At 45.9% G+C, this 17176-nt stretch carries 16 protein-coding genes; 7 read left to right on the top strand and 9 right to left on the bottom strand.

Features of this window, described 5'->3' with window-relative positions; genetic code table 11:
- Positions 1–27: 27 nt before the first annotated feature.
- Positions 28–792, bottom strand: a complete 765-nt coding sequence (locus M3630_RS14580; protein ID WP_173610361.1) for a dimethylarginine dimethylaminohydrolase family protein — start codon at positions 790–792, stop codon at positions 28–30.
- A gap of 352 nt (positions 793–1144) precedes the next feature.
- On the opposite strand from M3630_RS14580, the gene M3630_RS14575 reads away from it, so the two are divergent.
- The 5 genes from M3630_RS14575 (at position 1145) to M3630_RS14555 (ending at position 6746) form a co-directional block, all read left to right on the top strand.
- Positions 1145–1885 (top strand): IclR family transcriptional regulator, encoded by a 741-nt coding sequence (locus M3630_RS14575; RefSeq protein ID WP_251252561.1) that lies wholly within the window; start codon positions 1145–1147, stop codon positions 1883–1885.
- A 58-nt stretch (positions 1886–1943) separates the two neighbouring features.
- A complete protein-coding gene (locus M3630_RS14570) occupies positions 1944–3581 on the top strand; it encodes a M20/M25/M40 family metallo-hydrolase (RefSeq protein ID WP_251252560.1) in 1638 nt (545 codons plus the stop codon).
- A 95-nt stretch (positions 3582–3676) separates the two neighbouring features.
- Positions 3677–4060, top strand: coding sequence for an OsmC family protein (locus M3630_RS14565; RefSeq protein WP_251252559.1), 384 nt, complete (start codon positions 3677–3679; stop codon positions 4058–4060).
- Between the two features lie 62 nt (positions 4061–4122).
- Entirely contained in the window at positions 4123–5703 is a 1581-nt protein-coding gene (locus M3630_RS14560) for a helix-turn-helix domain-containing protein (RefSeq protein WP_251252558.1), read from the top strand.
- 68 nt (positions 5704–5771) lie between these two features.
- Positions 5772–6746 carry an ABC transporter substrate-binding protein gene (locus M3630_RS14555; protein ID WP_251252557.1) on the top strand — a complete coding sequence of 325 codons (975 nt, stop codon included), beginning with the start codon at positions 5772–5774 and terminating at the stop codon, positions 6744–6746.
- Positions 6747–7035: 289 nt separating this feature from the next.
- Here M3630_RS14555 and cls read toward each other — a convergent pair whose 3' ends face one another.
- Entirely contained in the window at positions 7036–8484 is a 1449-nt protein-coding gene (gene cls / locus M3630_RS14550; protein ID WP_251252556.1) for a cardiolipin synthase, read from the bottom strand.
- Positions 8485–8566: 82 nt separating this feature from the next.
- Complete coding sequence (locus tag M3630_RS14545; protein WP_064200296.1) at positions 8567–9511, bottom strand: aminopeptidase; 945 nt, start codon at positions 9509–9511, stop codon at positions 8567–8569.
- 293 nt (positions 9512–9804) lie between these two features.
- On the opposite strand from M3630_RS14545, the gene M3630_RS14540 reads away from it, so the two are divergent.
- Positions 9805–11088 (top strand): HAD family hydrolase, encoded by a 1284-nt coding sequence (locus M3630_RS14540; RefSeq protein ID WP_251252555.1) that lies wholly within the window; start codon positions 9805–9807, stop codon positions 11086–11088.
- 38 nt (positions 11089–11126) lie between these two features.
- Here the strand turns inward: M3630_RS14540 and M3630_RS14535 are convergent, their stop codons facing one another.
- From M3630_RS14535 to M3630_RS14515, 5 genes are all read right to left on the bottom strand, one after another.
- Complete coding sequence (locus tag M3630_RS14535) at positions 11127–12593, bottom strand: DUF4179 domain-containing protein (RefSeq protein ID WP_251252554.1); 1467 nt, start codon at positions 12591–12593, stop codon at positions 11127–11129.
- A complete protein-coding gene (locus M3630_RS14530; RefSeq protein ID WP_251252553.1) occupies positions 12586–13158 on the bottom strand; it encodes an RNA polymerase sigma factor in 573 nt (190 codons plus the stop codon). Before M3630_RS14530 ends, M3630_RS14535 begins: the two co-directional genes overlap by 8 nt.
- A 668-nt stretch (positions 13159–13826) precedes the next feature.
- Positions 13827–14216, bottom strand: a complete 390-nt coding sequence (locus tag M3630_RS14525; protein WP_251252552.1) for a hypothetical protein — start codon at positions 14214–14216, stop codon at positions 13827–13829.
- Positions 14192–14653, bottom strand: a complete 462-nt coding sequence (locus M3630_RS14520) for a hypothetical protein (RefSeq protein WP_251252551.1) — start codon at positions 14651–14653, stop codon at positions 14192–14194. Before M3630_RS14520 ends, M3630_RS14525 begins: the two co-directional genes overlap by 25 nt.
- A 70-nt stretch (positions 14654–14723) precedes the next feature.
- Positions 14724–15128: an Rv0361 family membrane protein gene (locus M3630_RS14515; protein WP_251252550.1), complete on the bottom strand. Its 405-nt coding sequence runs from the start codon at positions 15126–15128 to the stop codon at positions 14724–14726.
- A 333-nt stretch (positions 15129–15461) separates the two neighbouring features.
- Between M3630_RS14515 and M3630_RS14510 the strand changes: the two genes are divergently transcribed.
- Positions 15462–16424 (top strand): hypothetical protein, encoded by a 963-nt coding sequence (locus M3630_RS14510; protein ID WP_251252549.1) that lies wholly within the window; start codon positions 15462–15464, stop codon positions 16422–16424.
- 113 nt (positions 16425–16537) lie between these two features.
- On the opposite strand, the gene M3630_RS14505 is transcribed toward M3630_RS14510, so the two are convergent.
- Positions 16538–17080 (bottom strand): YjgB family protein, encoded by a 543-nt coding sequence (locus tag M3630_RS14505; RefSeq protein WP_251252548.1) that lies wholly within the window; start codon positions 17078–17080, stop codon positions 16538–16540.
- Positions 17081–17176: the final 96 nt, after the last annotated feature.

Genomic DNA, 17176 nt, shown 5'->3' with positions numbered 1-17176 from the left:
CTATAAAAGAAGAGAGAACTGCCTGCGCTAGAAACGCAGGGACAGGCAGCTCAATCCTCCGTCTTGTTTTTGGAATTCAGACATTTCCAGCTCAATCACATTGTAACCAGCGTCAGTGATTTGCTTTTTCGTGCTCTCAAAGCCCTTTGGAATAATCACGTAGTCGTTGATATGGATGCAGTTCGCTGAGTACTCGACTTCTTTTTCCACGACCAGATGCTTGTACTGGCTAAACACTTCAGAATCGATGAACTCGCCAGCCAGAACCAGCAAGTCATTGCCAAGGTAGGCGATACCTGTTTTCAGGTGGAAAAACTCTTTCAACGGGACAATGGTGACTTCATATCCGTATTTAGAGAGAATCTCGCGGAACTGGATGGCTCCTTCTTCATTGGTGCGTGTCGACAGACCGACATAGAAATGGTTGTCTACCTGCATGACATCTCCACCATCGAGGAAGCCAGGGGCCTGAATATATTCAATCGTGTCATAAAAACGAGGAAGCACCAATTTCATATCCTCAATTTCACCATTGCGGCTTTCTGCACCGGGATTGGTGATGACGGCGCACTTTTCCGTGAGGACAGCTGTGTCTTCCACAAACGTAGAATCCGGGAAACGCTCGTCCGCTTCCAGAACAGTTACATCCAGACCTGTCTGTTTCAGCGCTTCTACATAAGCGGCATGCTGTTTAAGAGCAAGTTCAAAATCAGGTGTACCCAAATCAGAAGTCGTCAAACCATTTACATAACTCTTTCCCGGTTTTCTTACAATCGCACGTGAAAATTTCATGATGATAGATCTCCCTTCTGTTTTCGAATCTTGCTTTTGTCTAACAGTGGGCGACGGAGAAACGAGCATGTAAACGCTTCCTCATCTGCTGCTTTTTGCTTGTTCATCGCCACCATATTGCATTCATTTTCTCTAAGCAATCACCCAGAAATATTCCGCATTGTGGAATCGCTTCTGCAATACAAAATTACACTCTTAATGTAAAATAGTTTCAAATTTTTTGTCAATAAATTTTTATCTCGTCTAAATTATATTGATTCGGCTGAAAAATTCTGATAGATTGAGGTCATATTAAGCTGGCGTGACATGCAATGAGCAGTCACTATGCAACAAAGCCAGGAGGTAACCCACGTTGGTACAATCGATTGACCGGGCGATGAGCATCATCTCCGTCCTGGTATCAGATCCTAACAAGCAGCATTGGTCCATCTCGGAAATTGCTGAACAAACGGACCTGCCGCTGAGTACGGTACATCGTTTAATTAGCAGCCTCATCAAGCATGGACTCATCCTCCAGGTTCCTGAGAGCAAGCAGTACAAGGTCGGCTATACGTGGATGGAAATCGGGCTGCGCATCCTGGACAAGATGGATATGCGCGCTGTCGCCCGAACTGTCATGGAGCAACTGGCAGCAGACGTACGAGAAACTGTCTATCTGAACATTCCACAGGGCTCACATGCCATCGTACTTGAACGAGTGGAGGGGCCCATGTCTGTCAGAAGCATGGATAATCTGGGCGAGCGTATTCCGCTGCATATCGGAGCGGCAAACAAAACGATTCTCGCCAGCATGAATCCGACCGAAGCAGAGCAAATCGTGACCGATTTAATCCCGGATGCAGAAAAACGTCGCGAGCTGTTAGAACGACTGCCAGAAATCAGACAAAACGGCTATGCAGTCAGCTACGGTGAGAAAACCGAGGGTACCGCATCCATTGCCGCTCCTATCTTCGGCGTTAACCAAAAGGTCGTAGGTGCTTTGAGTATCGGCGTTCCGAGCTATCGGATCAACGAGCAGCTCTTGTCCTCACTCATTGAACAAGCCCAACAAAGTGCCAAAGAAATTTCCCACAAGATCGGTGCCTTACCTTAATTTTTTTGCCCACTAACCGGAAACAGTTTTCACTATACGGAAAACGGAGGCGTTTTTTATGCAAAAATGGCAAACAAAAGAGCAGCTCATCGATCTCTTGTGCAATTTGGTAAGCATCCCAAGCATTACAGGATCATCTGCCGAGAAGGACTTGCCTGGCTACGTCGTCGATCAGCTTCGTACCCTGCCTTATTATCAAGCCAATCCCGATCATGTGCGTGCGAATCCGACTGAAGATGGGCGCCATTTTGTCACTGCTTTGGTCAAAAAAGAAGGCGTACGGGACACCGTCATTCTCGTCAGCCATTTTGATGTCGTCGACGTCGAGGATTACGGCGCCTGGATGAAGCATGCTTTTGATCCGAAGACCCTCACTCCTCTCTTCCAACAAAACCAAGAGGATATGCCAGCAGACGTTCAACAGGATATTCGAACCGGCAACTGGCTGTTTGGCCGTGGCACCATGGATATGAAATGCGGACTGACACTGCACATGTCGATGATTGAGCAAGCGATTGCTGGAGAGTTCGACGGCAACATTTTGCTTCTGACCGTCCCTGACGAAGAGGTGAATTCTGTCGGGATGCGGGCAGCAGTCCCAGAGCTTTTGAAAATCGCCGAAGAGTTCGACCTGAGCTATACCACAGTGCTCAACTCGGAGCCGATGTTTACCCGCTATCCAGGGGATACGAATACGTACTTGTACACAGGCTCCATCGGAAAAGTGCTCCCAGGCTTCCTCTGCTACGGCAAAGAAACACATGTCGGCGAGCCTTTTGCCGGGTTGAACGGCAATTACATGGCCTCGCAATTGACATGTGAACTCGAGCTGAACACATCCTTTTGCGAGGTCGTTGAGGGGGAAGCATCTCCTCCACCGACGAACCTGATTCAAAAGGATTTGAAAAAAGAGTACTCTGTGCAAATTCCGCACCGTGCCGTGACGCTATTCAACCTGTTCCTGCTGGAAAAACAAATGGAAGATGTCGTAGAGCCGCTGCTGGAATCGGCAAGAAATGTTGCAGAGCGCATGAAGCAAAATTATCTCAAGCACGCGAGCCAGTTTGCCAACTTCGCGCCGTTTAGCCCGCGTGATCTGTCCATTTCCGTCATGACTTACGAAGAACTGTATGCCTATGCGAAGAAAACGTACGGGGAAGAAAAACTGCGCCAGTTGGAAGCAGACGTGATCGCCAACCGCGGCGCCAAGGACGACCGTGACGCCACGATCGAGCTGGTGGATCAGTTAGCGATTCTGTGCAAAGAATTGTCGCCGATGATGATCTTGTTCTTCGCTCCACCGTTTTACCCGGCAGTCAGCTCGCGCAATCATCCTCTGATCCAACAAACGACGGAAGAGATGAAAGCATATGCGAGAGATCAGCACCAGGTCAATTTGGTCAAACAAAACTACTTTGGCGGAATTTCTGACTTAAGCTACGTCGGACTCCAATATCCGGCGGCATCCATGAAGCCATTAGTAGCGAACATGCCTTTGTGGGACAACGGCTACTCCATTCCGCTTCAGGAGCTCGAGGCTTTTGATGTACCTGTCATGAACCTCGGTCCAGTCGGACGTGACGCCCATCAGTGGACAGAACGCCTGGACATCGACTATGCATTTGATACGTTAAAAGACATGCTTCCTCGTTGCATCCAGTCTCTCTTGCAAAATGGAAAAGCTTTGAAGGAATAGAAAAAGGGAAAAGGTTCCGGTACCGATAGATTACTGTCGCACGGGAGCCTTTTTTTCTTATAATGAAGAAAAACCATTTCAAGGGAGGGTTACGCATGGAATTTCAAGCGAAAGAAAATGGCTTTGTCACTCAACTGTCCTACGGTAAGCTGCACGTATCGGGTGATGAACAGTATGGCTTTCGCCCCTACCAGCTCTTGGTATCTTCCATCGCTGTTTGCAGTGGCGGTGTTTTGCGAAAAGTATTGGACAAGATGAGAATGCCGTGCACGGACATGAAGGTAACCGCAGATGTTCAGCGGAATGAGGCAGAGGCAAATCGGGTTGAAAAAATTCACCTCCACTTCATCATTACGGGTGAAAATATGAAAGAAGAAAAAGTGCAAAAGGCCATTGAAGCCGCAAGCAAAAACTGCCCGATGGTCCAATCTGTCAAGGGAAGCATCGTCGTAACCGAGTCCTTCGAATTGGTATCATGACAGGAAATACAGTGCTAACGCCCAGTCCTTTGTTTTTGCTTCAAGACATACAGCAGGTCACCTTGTCACCGACTGAAGAATGGGCGTTTTCCGGCGAATCAACCCATGCTGTGCTCATCGTGACAAAAGGAACGGGCCAGATGCTGAACGAGTCGGATCAACAGGCTCTACTAGATGGAAGTGTGCTGGTTCTTTCGCGAGAATCTGCGAGGCAAATAAGCGCTGATACGGATGATCTACTTCGTTTCCTCGTATTTTATTTTGACGCCCTACAACAGCAAGATCAGGACACCAACGCCTACAGTCCGAGTCCTTCCTGGCATCTCGACCGCAGCTCATGTGCATTTCACCAGGTAGATAACAGTACGGAGCCTGCCCTCACGCTGTATGCCCATCGACAAGCCAATGATCCGTTGGAAGCTTTTCAAAATCAAATTCGCTTTCAACAATTGCTCCACCTGATTTGGAGCCATGCAGAACGGCAGGCTACCGTAGAAACGTCAAGCGTTGTCGATCAGACGGTTTCTTACATGCATACGAATTATGCGGAGCCAATCACCTTAGATGATTTGGCAAATCGAGCTGGCCTTACCCCGCGGTATTACACCGAAGTCTTCAAGAAAAAGGTCGGAAAAAGCCCGATCGAATATTTGACGAGCTGCCGGATGGAGCATGCCAAGACGCTTCTGCGCGAATCGAATAAACGATTGCGTGAGGTAGCACGTCTGGTCGGGTATGCCGATGAGTTTTACTTCAGCAGACGCTTTAAGCAGCAGGTCGGCGTGTCCCCGACTGTCTTTGTCCGCATGAATCAGAAGCAAATGGCACCCGTCACCTTTCACTATGCGGAGTATTTATTGGCACTCGGAATCAGACCGATTGGCGCTCCGGAAGAGCAGGTCACTTATTTACGCGAGCAATTACGGATGAAAGAGGCAGATGAGATTGTCAGCCTGCCCGAGAACACACCAGACTTAATCAAACCATTGCAACCCACATTTATTTTGACCGAATCGACAGGGGATAGCGCTGCTTTCTCCAAGATTGCACCTACTCTTGCCCTTCCGTGGCTGGATCGTGATGTATTTGGTCATCTGAAAATATTGGCCGATGTCCTTGGCATGAATGACCAGGCACACAGGTGGCTCAAGCAGCATGAACAGAAGGTTTTGAAGGCGAAGCGATGCATCGACGCGCATATTCAAAAGGAAGATACATTCTTGATTCTCAATGTGCGTCCACAGAGCCTATTGGCATACGGCGCCAGAAATATAGGGCATGTGCTCTACAAATCCTTGAAGCTGACACCACCCAAAATGATTCAAGAAGAGTTGACACGCAACCCCAATTTCTGGGCGACCACAATCAACGAGCATCAATTAAGCCAGTATGCAGCAGATTGGCTCTTCGTTCATATTTTTGATGATGATCTCTCACGGGCACACTTCCTAGAGTTGATGAAACAGGATGTCTGGCAACGAATTCCTGCGGTACAAAAAGGACAAGTGGTCATTCTCAACCCGATATGGTTTTCGTATGATCCCCTCTCCCTCGACATTCAGCTGGAAGAGGCTGTCCAAATTTTGACCCATGCAAACACCACCACATTGTCCAAAGAAAAACGGAACATTTTCCATGGATGAAAAGAGGGCATTCAGGGTAAGATGAACTCTATTAATGAGAATCATTTTCACTCACGGAGGATATAACGATGAAACGATCATGCATACAAGCTTGGCTGTCAGGATTGATGATTCTTTCCTTGTTCTTGCTCACGGCATGCGGCCAGACAGCCAGCCCCAATCCCACGGCACCTGCGCAAGAAAGTAAAAGCAGCGATACTCGTGTCCTGAAACACGCAAAGGGCGAATCTACCATTCCTGTGAAGCCTCAGCGCGTCGTAGTTCTGCAATATTTGGGCCCCATGCTTGCCCTTGGGGTGAAGCCAATCGGTGCGTTGAAGGGACATATGGAAGGTCCAGACATGGAGCCACTGGTTAGTGGAATCGAAGTCGTGGGAGATTATGATGCCTATAATCTGGAGAAAATCCTCGAGTTGCAGCCTGACTTGATCCTCACCGGTACCGAAGTCGAGCAACAGGTATATGAAAAGCTGACAAAAATTGCGCCTGTCGTGGCGATCGCCTTCGATCAGTATGATGTCTACGGGCATGTACAAAAGGTAGCGGAAGTTCTAGGTCGCGAGGAAGAAGGAAAGGCTTGGGAGCAGAAGTACAAAGCAAAGGTGGAAGAAGCACGTAAGCTGGTCCATGCTAAGGTCGGGAAAGACGAGACTGTTGCAGCACTAAACGTCCGTGCGAAAACGATTAAAATGTACGGTGCTCGCAATATGGGCCATGTTTTGTATAACGATCTTCAGTTGACTCCACCGTCACTCATAAAGAGCGAGATCGAAAAAGACCCGCTGTTTTGGTCAAAAGACGTGTCCATGGAGCTTCTACCGGAATATGCAGCCGACCATATTTTCCTAATGCTGTTCCCTGGAGAGGACGCCGCTCAGTATTTGAAAGAAATCGAGCAAAGCAGTCTGTGGAAGGACTTGCCCGCTGTCAAAAAGAATCAGGTTTATGTAGTCAATGTGGATAGATGGCTTGGCTACGATCCCATTCTGATTGAAAAGCAGCTGGATGAAGCTGTGCAGGATTTGACTGGAACGAAGAAATAATAAGACAAAGGCATTTGAGTCAACATTGTGGAGGAGAAGAAAAAGCACAGTTCTCTTCAACTCTGACACGCCCGCAAGGGGAATTGACTGTCCGTCTCCACTTCCAACTGGGTAGGCGTTGTCAAGGTCTACGAGCTCTGTGCTTTTTCTTCTCACCAGCTTTATTGGTTCGTCGATACCTTTAAAATTGTTACATTCGGAACCGCATAAAAGGTAAACAGAAAGGACCTGCCAGCCCGTGTTTGTTCACATAGGCTAACAGGTCCTCTCTTGCTTTCCAGTCCAGCTATTATAAAAGCGGAGACAACAGCCGCGTCAACGATTCCAGCAAGCGCAAACGCAGTGGTCGGTTCACATACTCTCCCAATGTCATTTCCCGGCAATCAGCCAGATCGGAGACGAACAGTTCCTCCAGCTCCTTTGCCATCTGCGAATCGTACATAAACGCATTCGTCTCGAAATTCAGCTTGAAGCTGCGAATATCGACGTTGGCCGTTCCTACAGACGACAACTGGGTATCGACCACAATGGCTTTGGCGTGCATGAAGCCTTTTTCGTAGAGGAAGCAGCGCACACCGCTCTTTAACAAATCGCCGAGATAAGAGTGGGTGGCCCAGAATACCAACAAATGATCTGGTCTTCCCGGGACCATCACCCGCACATCCACCCCAGACATTGCCGCCATTTTTAGTGCGGTCAGCATACTTTCATCTGGAACGAAATAAGGCGTCTGCAAGTAAATCTTCTTTCGTGCCTTGTAAATCATCTTCAAAAAAGCATGCTTGATTTGCTCTTTTTCCGAGTTTGGTCCGCTCGATACGATCTGAACCCCAATCGTTCCCACAGCCTCTTGAATCTCCGGAAAATACGCGAGTGACTCATGCATTCTTTTCGGTGCAGACAAATTCCAGTCCAGGAAAAAGCGTGCTTGCAGCATGTACACCGCTCTTCCCTCTATCAGCAAATGGGTGTCACGCCAATACCCCAGCTTCTTATCCTTGCCCAGGTATTCATCCCCGATGTTGAAGCCTCCGATATAGCCAATCTTGCCATCAATAATCGTCAGCTTGCGATGATTCCTAAAGTTGACCCGAAAATTCAGGAACGGAATCTTCGCCGGGAAAAAGGAGGCGACTTCTCCCCCTGCTTCTACCAACGGACGCAGAAACCGGGATGAGACACCAGAAGAACCTACCGCATCATAGAGCAGTCGAACCTCGACGCCCTCCTTAGCCTTCTTCGTCAACAGTTGAATGAGCTGTTTCCCTAAATCATCGTCATTCAAAATATAGTAGAGCAAATGTATATGCTCGCGTGCTTCCTCCATCTGTTTGAACATGAGATGGAACAGACTATGGCCTTCCTTAAAAACCTGGATGGTATTATCCTGCGTATAATACGCTCCATCACTTACCACGTTCATGAAAATCATGTCGCGGTGTCTCTCCATCTCAGGGTCGTTGACCTGCAGTTCACCTTGGGCAAGCAACTGCTTTTGCCTATCGACCGCAGCTCGAAAATGGGAAAACTCCCCTTCCTTGAGCCGATACAGCTTTTTCTTGCTCAGCTTATGTCCAAAAATCAGGTAAATAATAAAACCGATGCCCGGCAAAAACAGCAAAACCATCAACCAGGCCCAGGTTGCCGCAATGTTACGCCTCTCCATGAAAATAAGAACGGCACCCAAAATCAGGTTACCTATTGTTACTATCGCAATTATCTTTTCAGACAACGCCATCACACCACATCCAGCTCTAGGATTCCTCCCATATTACAACATTTACTATCGGGATTCATCCTTCCTATCCATCTAGTTTATCCTATGTTGCCAATAGTTTTCCGTTCTTCATGATACATTTGTCGTCCAAATACACATCCGGCTCTTTGACAACCAGATCAATATGTACCCCTGCGACAATCGTCCCGCCAAACGTGTTGTTGCTACCAAAGGCTACGTGAATCGTTCCGTACACCTTCTCGTCCTCCAGCACAACTCCCGTAATACGCGCCTTGTCATTCGTTCCGATTCCGAATTCACCCAGCATCCGCCCGTCTTGGTCTCCAAGCATTTGCAGGAGGCGTTCAGCCGATGTTCCTTCTGCTTCTGTGATCCGACCATTTTGGACCGTCAGCAACAGTGGCGAATCAATTTTTCCGATACCCGCGATGGAGCCATCGACGAGGATTTGTCCCTCCGCTGTCCCTTCCAATGGGGCGATATACGCTTCGCCGGAAGGCAAATTGCCCGATTCTCCAGGATTGACGTACATGCCAGTACTCGGCACCCCATTGCGGTCTGCGATGGAAAACGTCAGTGACTTGCCCGCTTTTTCGATTCGCACGGTACTTGCTCGCGTAAGCATTTCGGTCACTCGCTCGGTGAGTGCCTTTACTTGTGTATAGTCAGCGGAAATCGCTCCTGCAAGGAACATGTCTTCCGTAATAGCTGGCATGGTAGCCAGTCTCGTACCATTTGCTGCTGCTTCTTTGCGTGCTTTTGTATGCGTCAAAGAGTGCTGGGTCACACATACCACCACATCTGCGCTCTTCATCGCCGCTGCAACAGCCGCAGGAGGCTCTTGACCGGACTTTTCCCGCTCCTTCATGACCATCAGCATCGCTTCTGCCCCTAGCTGTTTACCAGCTTCCCAGATCGCTTCACCGATGTCCCGCTTCCGCTCGTCGGCCACCACTAAAAAGGTCTCATTTGCTTGTAATGCAAGGCAATTCATCAAAATGGCTTTGCTGGATTCTATCAACGTCATGTCAGAATCATTCCTTTTCATCTATCTTATGGTTAGATTATATCCACTTTTTTCTTGCAAACTCTTCTGTCTTCGCTAGATTAGATCGTTAGTCCTGCCCTTATCCTGTTTATCGGAATCTTCTTGCTTTTGCTGTTAAATTTAGTATGATTAGAATACAAATGAAAACGCTTAAGACAATGAGGTCTTCTACCCGCGCTTTATCAATAGGCGTGGGGAAGGCCTTTTTCTTTTGAAAAAATGATAGCGTTTTCATTTGGGGGATCGAGAAAAAGAAGAAGGGGATGACAACCATGTCACACAGAAAAGCACAACCCAAAACGTGGTGGCTGACCATGCTGATGATCGTCGCTCTGCTCGCGATGCAGTTGCCAGCTTTGGCCAAGGACACCAACGTGCAGATGCTCGACAAGGGGAAATGGGCACCTGCGACTTATCAAGCCGTCCACGAATTGATTGAGAAAAACGGCATCAAGAGTGCCTCCTACAATGCCAAAAAGAAGCCGTATGCCGTTTTTGACTGGGACAATACGAGCATCATGCATGACACTGAGGAAGCGCTGTTTGTTTACCAGATCAACCATTTGGCTTACAAGCTCACTCCAGAAGAATTCGGGAAGGTCATCCGTACGAATGTACCAGAGGGACCGTTTTCCGATTCGTATAAAAATGTCGACGGCAAGCCTGTCACACTCGATGCCATCGCGACTGATCTCGTAGCAGACTACAAGTACTTATATCAAAATTATCAAGGTCTTAAAGGAACGAAGTCGCTGGAGGAAGTGACAGCAACAGAGCAATTCGCAGATTTCAAAGCCAAACTGTTTTTCTTGTATGAAGCGATCAACGATACGCACAGCACCTCGATTGGCTATCCATGGATCCTCTACCTCTTCACGAACATGACAGTGGAAGAAGTGCAACAATTGGCGGAAGCATCCAATGATCATAGCCTGGGCATGGCGATTGAAAAAGTAAGCTGGACGAGCCCGAAATCGTTGGCAGGCAAAGCAGGTGTGGTAAAAGCCTCCCATACAACAGGACTGCGCCTCACTCCCGAAGTAGCAAACCTGATGAACACGTTGCGTGCCAATGGCATCGACGTATATGTCGTGAGTGCCTCCCTGGAGGATGTCGTTCGTGTTTTTGCCACTCTCCCGAAATATGGCTACAATCTCCCAGCGGAGAACATCATCGGCATGCGTCTGAAAACAGAAAACGGACGGATTACGAACGTGTACCAGCCTGACTACCCGATCACGGTAGCGCACGGCAAGACGGAAGTGATCCAGAATGTATTGGTGAAAAAATATGGTCATGGCCCTATCTTCATCGCGGGCGATAGCAACGGTGATTTCGAGATGATGACAGAGCTGGACAGCGTGCAGCTCTCGCTCGTCGTAAACCGCGTCAAAGGCGGCAAAATTGGGCAGCAAATTACCAAAGGTGCTGAGCAGATGGGCAAAGCAAACCCGACGGTAGTCCTGCAAGGACGTGACGAGAACACAGGCATGTGGATTCCGAGCGAAGCCACGATCCGACTTGGGCAGACAGAGCCGCAGTTGGTCGCGAAATAAACAGGAAAAACCGCCCTTTGTACGGGGCGGTTTTCTCTTTATGGATGGGTAACCGGAATTCGCCACTCGAGTGGATATTTTTTCTGTACGGCATCTAGTCGTAGTGTAAGCTTCTCCGGGAGCTTGGTTATTTCTCCTCCTTCCCGATGACTGCTGTCCTCCAGCCGAATTTTGTACGTTACTCGCTCGCGTCCTGACTGGTCAGCAGGTCCTGTTGATTGAGTACTCCTTCTAGCACGGTAAGTGGTTCCCTGCCCATCTTGGGCTACCCACCAAGGCAAATAAATATCTGAAATATCTTTGGATAGTACCTCAACCTCCATTACCATTTGCTGCTTTTCCGAAAACTCATCTTTTGCCAGCTGGACGCCTTTCACCGTGAAGATATCTTCTCCCACTTGTTTGATTACGGGCTTCTTGTTCAACTCATCTGGCTTGAAGGTGACACTCATATCATACGGTATTGCCTTGTGGAAGCTATTTATGACAAGCGTCTTTGATTTGCCTTTTGGCAACGGATCGTCGTCCATAATCCAGTGGAAATGTCCATAGCGATCAATGGGATGAGATCTTTCTTTGCGCCTTTCCTTCCCCTTGCTGCCATCTGCCTCCTCGTAGTAATATCCCAGCATATATTGCTGATACGGAAGAAATGGAGCATAATCAGGGTTCGTCGTCTTTCCGGTTAGCTTTTTCGCTTCTTGTTCCAATTGTTTTTTGGCCGCCTCTGTCCATTGTGTTTCCAACTCAATTCGGGTGGTCGTTGGCGTGTTGACGATCTGATGTAAGGTCATCCTCAATCCATGCTTCGTCACTTGCGTTTGATTGACAGGCAGCACAGTCGTTGCGGCCGTTGTTTTTGCCATCGTAATCGGAACTTGCAGCTTCCAGTTTCCTTTTATATCTCCAATTTCATCAAAGTGCATCGACAACGTTTTCGGAAGGGGCTCTTGTCCTTTTTCCCCAAGGATAAACCGGATGAATCCGACATTATCTTCAAAGGCTGTTCCCCACTTGTCAGAAATGACCGTCCCTTTGGCATCCAACAATTCAACTCCATTGAATTGAGAGTTACTTGCTGTCTTCCATTCAGGGCCGAGCTGATGGCCATCCGACTGTTTTATCATTAAAGCTACTATTACCTGCGCCGGATCAGCAATGATTTCCTTTACCTCCAAGGTGATCCCTTGATCGGTAACAAAAAGATTCGATGTTTCGGAGAAGCCTTGTCTCGCCGCCTGTTGCAGTCCTTCGTCGTTGAACACACCTTGTGCAAAGATCGATTTGACATAGGCCGCAAACGTTGGGGACACTTGCATGGTTCCGAGCAGCCCGAGTACGACAGCGGAAGCGATGCCGATGGAAGCCCATCTTTTGCTTCGGTAAAACGGACGCCTTCTCACCTGCAACGCGTTATTCTGGCTTGGCATTTGAAAACTCGGCGTCTCGACAGCTCCCGCTACTTTCCTAAGCGTCTCTTGAATTTGCCGCTCCTCGTTAGTCATGCGTCATTGCCCCTTCCCGCAAAAAATCAGATGGAATGCATTCCTTGTCCAATTGCTGCGCAATCAGCTTCCTGGCCTTGTGCATACGTGATTTGACTGTACCCTCAAAGGAACCCGTAATTTTGGCGATCTCCGACACGCTGAAGCCCTCGTAATAGTAAAGAATAATAACCGCGCGATGCTCCGCCTTCATGCTGCGAATCGCCTGCCATATTTGATGCTGCTCCTCTCGCTGGATCACGTTGTCCAGCGGCGTTAACGCTTCTTCCGGGATCATCTCTTCGTATTCCACCACAGGCTTCTGCTTGCGTACCAGATTCAGAGCCCGAAACGTAATGATCCGGTATAGCCAATTGCGAAAGGCCATTCCCCGTTTTTTATCGAGTCGGTCTATGTGCTGATACGCTTCGATGAGCCCTTCCTGAACCGCGTCCTGTGCCAGATGCTTGTCATGAATGATCAAGTACGCTGTCCGGTATGCCATCGCCAGATAGGGCTTGACCAATTGTTCAAAGGCTTCAGGCTCGCCCTCTTGGCATTTGGCAATCAACTCCCACTCATCCACAGCGTTCCCTCCCCTCGTTTTTTCTCTACTGTATATTCACGAGAACGCGGCGTTTGGTTCACGTTACATTGGCGAAAAAATATGAAACATGGAAAAACCCTTCCCCTGAACAGAAAATATGCTCCGCTATGCCATTACAACAAAAATAGGGAGCACCAGGCTCCCGGTTCCTTTGTAATTATCCGTGATCTCCTTTTTCTATCTCCTTCGTAATGATATTGCGGTTGAGAGACTTTGGGGAGCTAATTGGGAGAGGATAGAATGAGATGTTCAACTTCGTTTCTAAGTTCAGACATATTCTGCCCTGAATAATTTTCCTGGAGGAAATAAAGATTACCATGCTGATCTATTGTCTCTGGAGAAACTTGTGAAACCAGAGTGTTCTCGCTATTAATTTTAATCTTTCCTTGAACGGACCCTACTATGTTATAGACGTCATCGTCATCTTCTGTTAAGAAAACAAAATAGGTATTTCCTTCTTACATAGGAATACTTCCTGCAATCCCTACCGTTATGATTCCAGGATCACCAAGATAATCATTCAATTCAAATCCTGGCTTTCCTGAGAAATATTTGGTCACCTCTCTTTCATCGAATTCCCCTCCAGTTTCCAGTCACAGATACTGTATCATCTATCTCTACATCACCTTTATAGACTTTCGTTCATCTTAATTCAGAGACTGATACGCATCTAGTCTTTCATAATTAGGGTTATTTTTTTGAGAAATAACTTCAGCTTCGGCAATGATATCTGCATTTTCAGCCAGACCCTTCACGTCAGTGAATGTCTCAGTAAACATTGCTTCACCAGAAACTATTCTATAATCTGTATCACTGGAATAAAGAAAATTTTGTTTTTTCAAGTCACCTATATAGTAAACAGCAAGTCCTGCAATTGTTATAAAACCAATAGTAGCCAGTGCTATTTTTTTTGTGGATTTAAAATTTTTAATGCTAATCGTTAGTGCTCCCCTTTCAACCAAATGATAAATCGGTAGTAAAGCTACATAGCTAACTAGAAGCAATTTCGATATTATTTTTCCAACTTGTATTCCCATGACCCATTGTCATACTTGATTTTGAAAGACAAGGTTTCCCCATCTTCTCTAATGAACGCGAAATAGCCTTCTTTTAATGTCTCATCCAACAGAATAGTCGGAATGGAATCGCCGGGCTTAGCGTACTGTTGCATAATTTCGTCATGTATGCTGATAAACGGACCAGCTACATCCTCTTCATACTTTTTTCTCATTGTTTCTATAAGTGCTGTTCTGTTAGTAAATTCGTTGAAAATCCATTTCTTGCCGTTCTCATCAGTTATAGTAGCCATATTTTCCAGATTTTGAGCTTTCACTTCGATTCCCATAGCATGAATTGCCTTCATGTGATTACCTTTTATATACGACTCTATGTCTTCACTCGCGTATAGACTACTACCTACGAAGACAACGCTGACTAAAAGAAGACCAGAAAGAATTACATTTCTTTTTTTCATACTGTTACCTCCTACGTCTTTTTATTCAGGCCAACCGGCTTCGGAAACTCGTTCAGAGATTGCTATTGTACTATCTTGTATTTTCAATTACTACTTTCCATTGATCATTTTCTTTAACAACTGGAAGAGTTATATCTTCCGAAACATGTTCGTTCGAATAATGAAACGTAACACTCATTTTTTCATCTGCAATCTTTTCTACCGATACGGTATCCATATCTATATCCATCTTTTGAGTACCAAAACTTTCGTACACTTTCTGTTTTTCTTTATCATTATCAAAGCGCTCATCAATTGTGTATTCAACCATAGTTGGAGCGTCACCGTTCTCAAGAGCTTCCAAATAGATTTGAACCGTTTCTTTTACTTCATTTTCCTCATTAACCGAAGCGTAAGTGTTGGAAGTCCAAATACCGCCAGTTACCACAATAGCCCCAAGCAGTAGGATTGCAGCAACTTTAGTAAACTTTTTCATTCTCTTACCTCCCAATCAACCAATGTGTCCTTCTATATATTTACATGTTTTACCAGTTTGATAAATGGTACTAAAGAACCACTGACACCGAAAGCCGTTTACACCGCTTATCCGTCTTCCACTGATAGGGGTGAGGGATTCCGATTTCTTCTTTCGTGAAAAGTAATTTCCTTGGCTTGATGGATATGGGGTCTGCTCACGATGCAAAAAAATAAAATATGAGCCGAACCTTTTTCTGCTAAAGAGGCAATATAGTGTGTAAGCTGCTTATTCAGAAAACAAATAGAACAATCCGATTCACATTATTTACAACAAAAAAGGAGCGAAGTAATTATGAAAAAACGATTAATTGGTGGAGTGGTTGCTACTGCGATTTTGATTCCAGTTGCAGCATTTGCGGCTTCTGGCGTGATTGACATGCCTACAAGAACACCGATGACTGCTGAACAAGTCAAGGTGGATGAGGTTGGCAAATCAACACTTGAGAAGCTGTATCGCGCATATCCTGAAACAAAATCGTTTGAGATTATCGATGCAAGCAACGCTCAAGGTGATGTATCCAAAGGAAAAAATGTAACCAACATGAAACAAACAAGCATCGTACTACAAGAAAAAGGAGGAACCGGCAAAAAGATTACCCTCCATACAAACGGTAGTACGGGTGAGATTGAACACGTGATTCAAGAGAATTGGGAGCCTAAGGAGAAGTCACTCATTACGTTAACCGATCAGGAAATCAAGGCGAAGGTATCTGATCTTATTAATAAAATGTATGGCAACGTCGAACAATACAAGGTTGCTATAGAGCAAATGGAGAATCCAAACCAAAAAACATGGATGTTGAATTACACCAATGAGATGTTCGAAGAACCGGTCTACCAGGTTTTTGTTCAGGACAATACCATTAGTCTTACTAAGATCGTAGGTATTCCTACAGCTGATACACCTTCTGATACACCTTCAAACATGAAAGTAGAAGGCCTATTCTCTAGAAATGGTAAGCCTGATTATTTTGCTGATAACTTTTTAAATGATGAAAAACTGTTTGCTTTACTAAAAATCAGCCCGACAGAATTAAAACAAGAATTAGCAAAAGGTAAAACTGTTGTGGAGATTGCAGCATCTAAAAATGTCACGAAACAACAAGTGCTTGATGTGATTGCAGAAACACAGGCTAGAGGACAACTTCAAGGGGATGGAGTACCAATCACCGAGCAATCACTGAAAGAAATGATGAAAGCAGCTGAACCAAAAGTATTGCAAATGATTGAACACAGAACAGAAACGGAATGGTAGAAAAACCGAGTTAACTGGGGTACACAAGTAAAAGAGAAGAGGCGGGAGAACCGCCTCTTTTTTTATGCAGTAATTTTTCAGAATTCAGGCCACAATAAGCCAGGTAGTCTACCTTATTGGACTCGAAGGGTAACATACTTTACTGGACTTTCTTTTGAATCAAACGTAAATCTTAGTAGGTTTCCATTGTTTTCGTATTCCAATATAAACGTATGATCACCTGAGTCATCCATAAACTCTCTAGAGGGTTCTCCTAAGGTTTTTTTGATTTCCTCAGGTTTTCCAGTCATTCCAACAGTCTTTGGTTCGGCATTCATTAGGACGACTTTACTCGTATCCTTTACTTCATCAATTGAATTAGCATAGTCTTCGAATTGTAAATTAAAACCCTCATAGTATATTGTGAATCCATACTCAGAATTTCCGCTTTTGACGGGAGTTCCGATTTTATCCAGAACCTCTTTCTTTGTTGCTCCAATGCCAATTAAGACACCTTCTAATTGCCCATTTTTTACTTTCTCCAAAGTATCCGATTGAGCAGAATTAACAGGAATATCTTCAGTTTTTTCAGATATATTGGAGCAGCCAAGTAAAGTCATTGAGCTAAGAACTACAACAAGCAAAGCATTACGACATATTTTAGGCAGATCAACCACACTCCTTATAAAGCTTGATTTACCTTAAATTGTATAAAATTCAATATAATAACCTAGTTGTTTGTTATTACAATTATGGGTGAGACATCATTTCAA

The sequence above is a fragment of the Brevibacillus sp. MER 51 genome, assembly GCF_023714195.1.
Classification (GTDB): domain Bacteria; phylum Bacillota; class Bacilli; order Brevibacillales; family Brevibacillaceae; genus Brevibacillus.
Note: the sequence above shows the minus strand (reverse complement) of the source record. Positions and strands in the feature narration are given on the sequence as shown.

Coding starts and splice junctions, on each gene's coding strand:
- M3630_RS14570 (WP_251252560.1), top strand. CDS start 1,944: ATGCAAAAATGGCAAACAAAAGAGCAGCTCATCGATCTCTTGTGCAAT.
- M3630_RS14525 (WP_251252552.1), bottom strand. CDS start 14,216: ATGGGAATACAAGTTGGAAAAATAATATCGAAATTGCTTCTAGTTAGC.
- M3630_RS14535 (WP_251252554.1), bottom strand. CDS start 12,593: ATGACTAACGAGGAGCGGCAAATTCAAGAGACGCTTAGGAAAGTAGCG.
- M3630_RS14540 (WP_251252555.1), top strand. CDS start 9,805: ATGTCACACAGAAAAGCACAACCCAAAACGTGGTGGCTGACCATGCTG.
- cls (WP_251252556.1), bottom strand. CDS start 8,484: ATGGCGTTGTCTGAAAAGATAATTGCGATAGTAACAATAGGTAACCTG.
- M3630_RS14545 (WP_064200296.1), bottom strand. CDS start 9,511: ATGACGTTGATAGAATCCAGCAAAGCCATTTTGATGAATTGCCTTGCA.
- M3630_RS14520 (WP_251252551.1), bottom strand. CDS start 14,653: ATGAAAAAAAGAAATGTAATTCTTTCTGGTCTTCTTTTAGTCAGCGTT.
- M3630_RS14510 (WP_251252549.1), top strand. CDS start 15,462: ATGAAAAAACGATTAATTGGTGGAGTGGTTGCTACTGCGATTTTGATT.
- M3630_RS14515 (WP_251252550.1), bottom strand. CDS start 15,128: ATGAAAAAGTTTACTAAAGTTGCTGCAATCCTACTGCTTGGGGCTATT.
- M3630_RS14565 (WP_251252559.1), top strand. CDS start 3,677: ATGGAATTTCAAGCGAAAGAAAATGGCTTTGTCACTCAACTGTCCTAC.
- M3630_RS14555 (WP_251252557.1), top strand. CDS start 5,772: ATGAAACGATCATGCATACAAGCTTGGCTGTCAGGATTGATGATTCTT.
- M3630_RS14580 (WP_173610361.1), bottom strand. CDS start 792: ATGAAATTTTCACGTGCGATTGTAAGAAAACCGGGAAAGAGTTATGTA.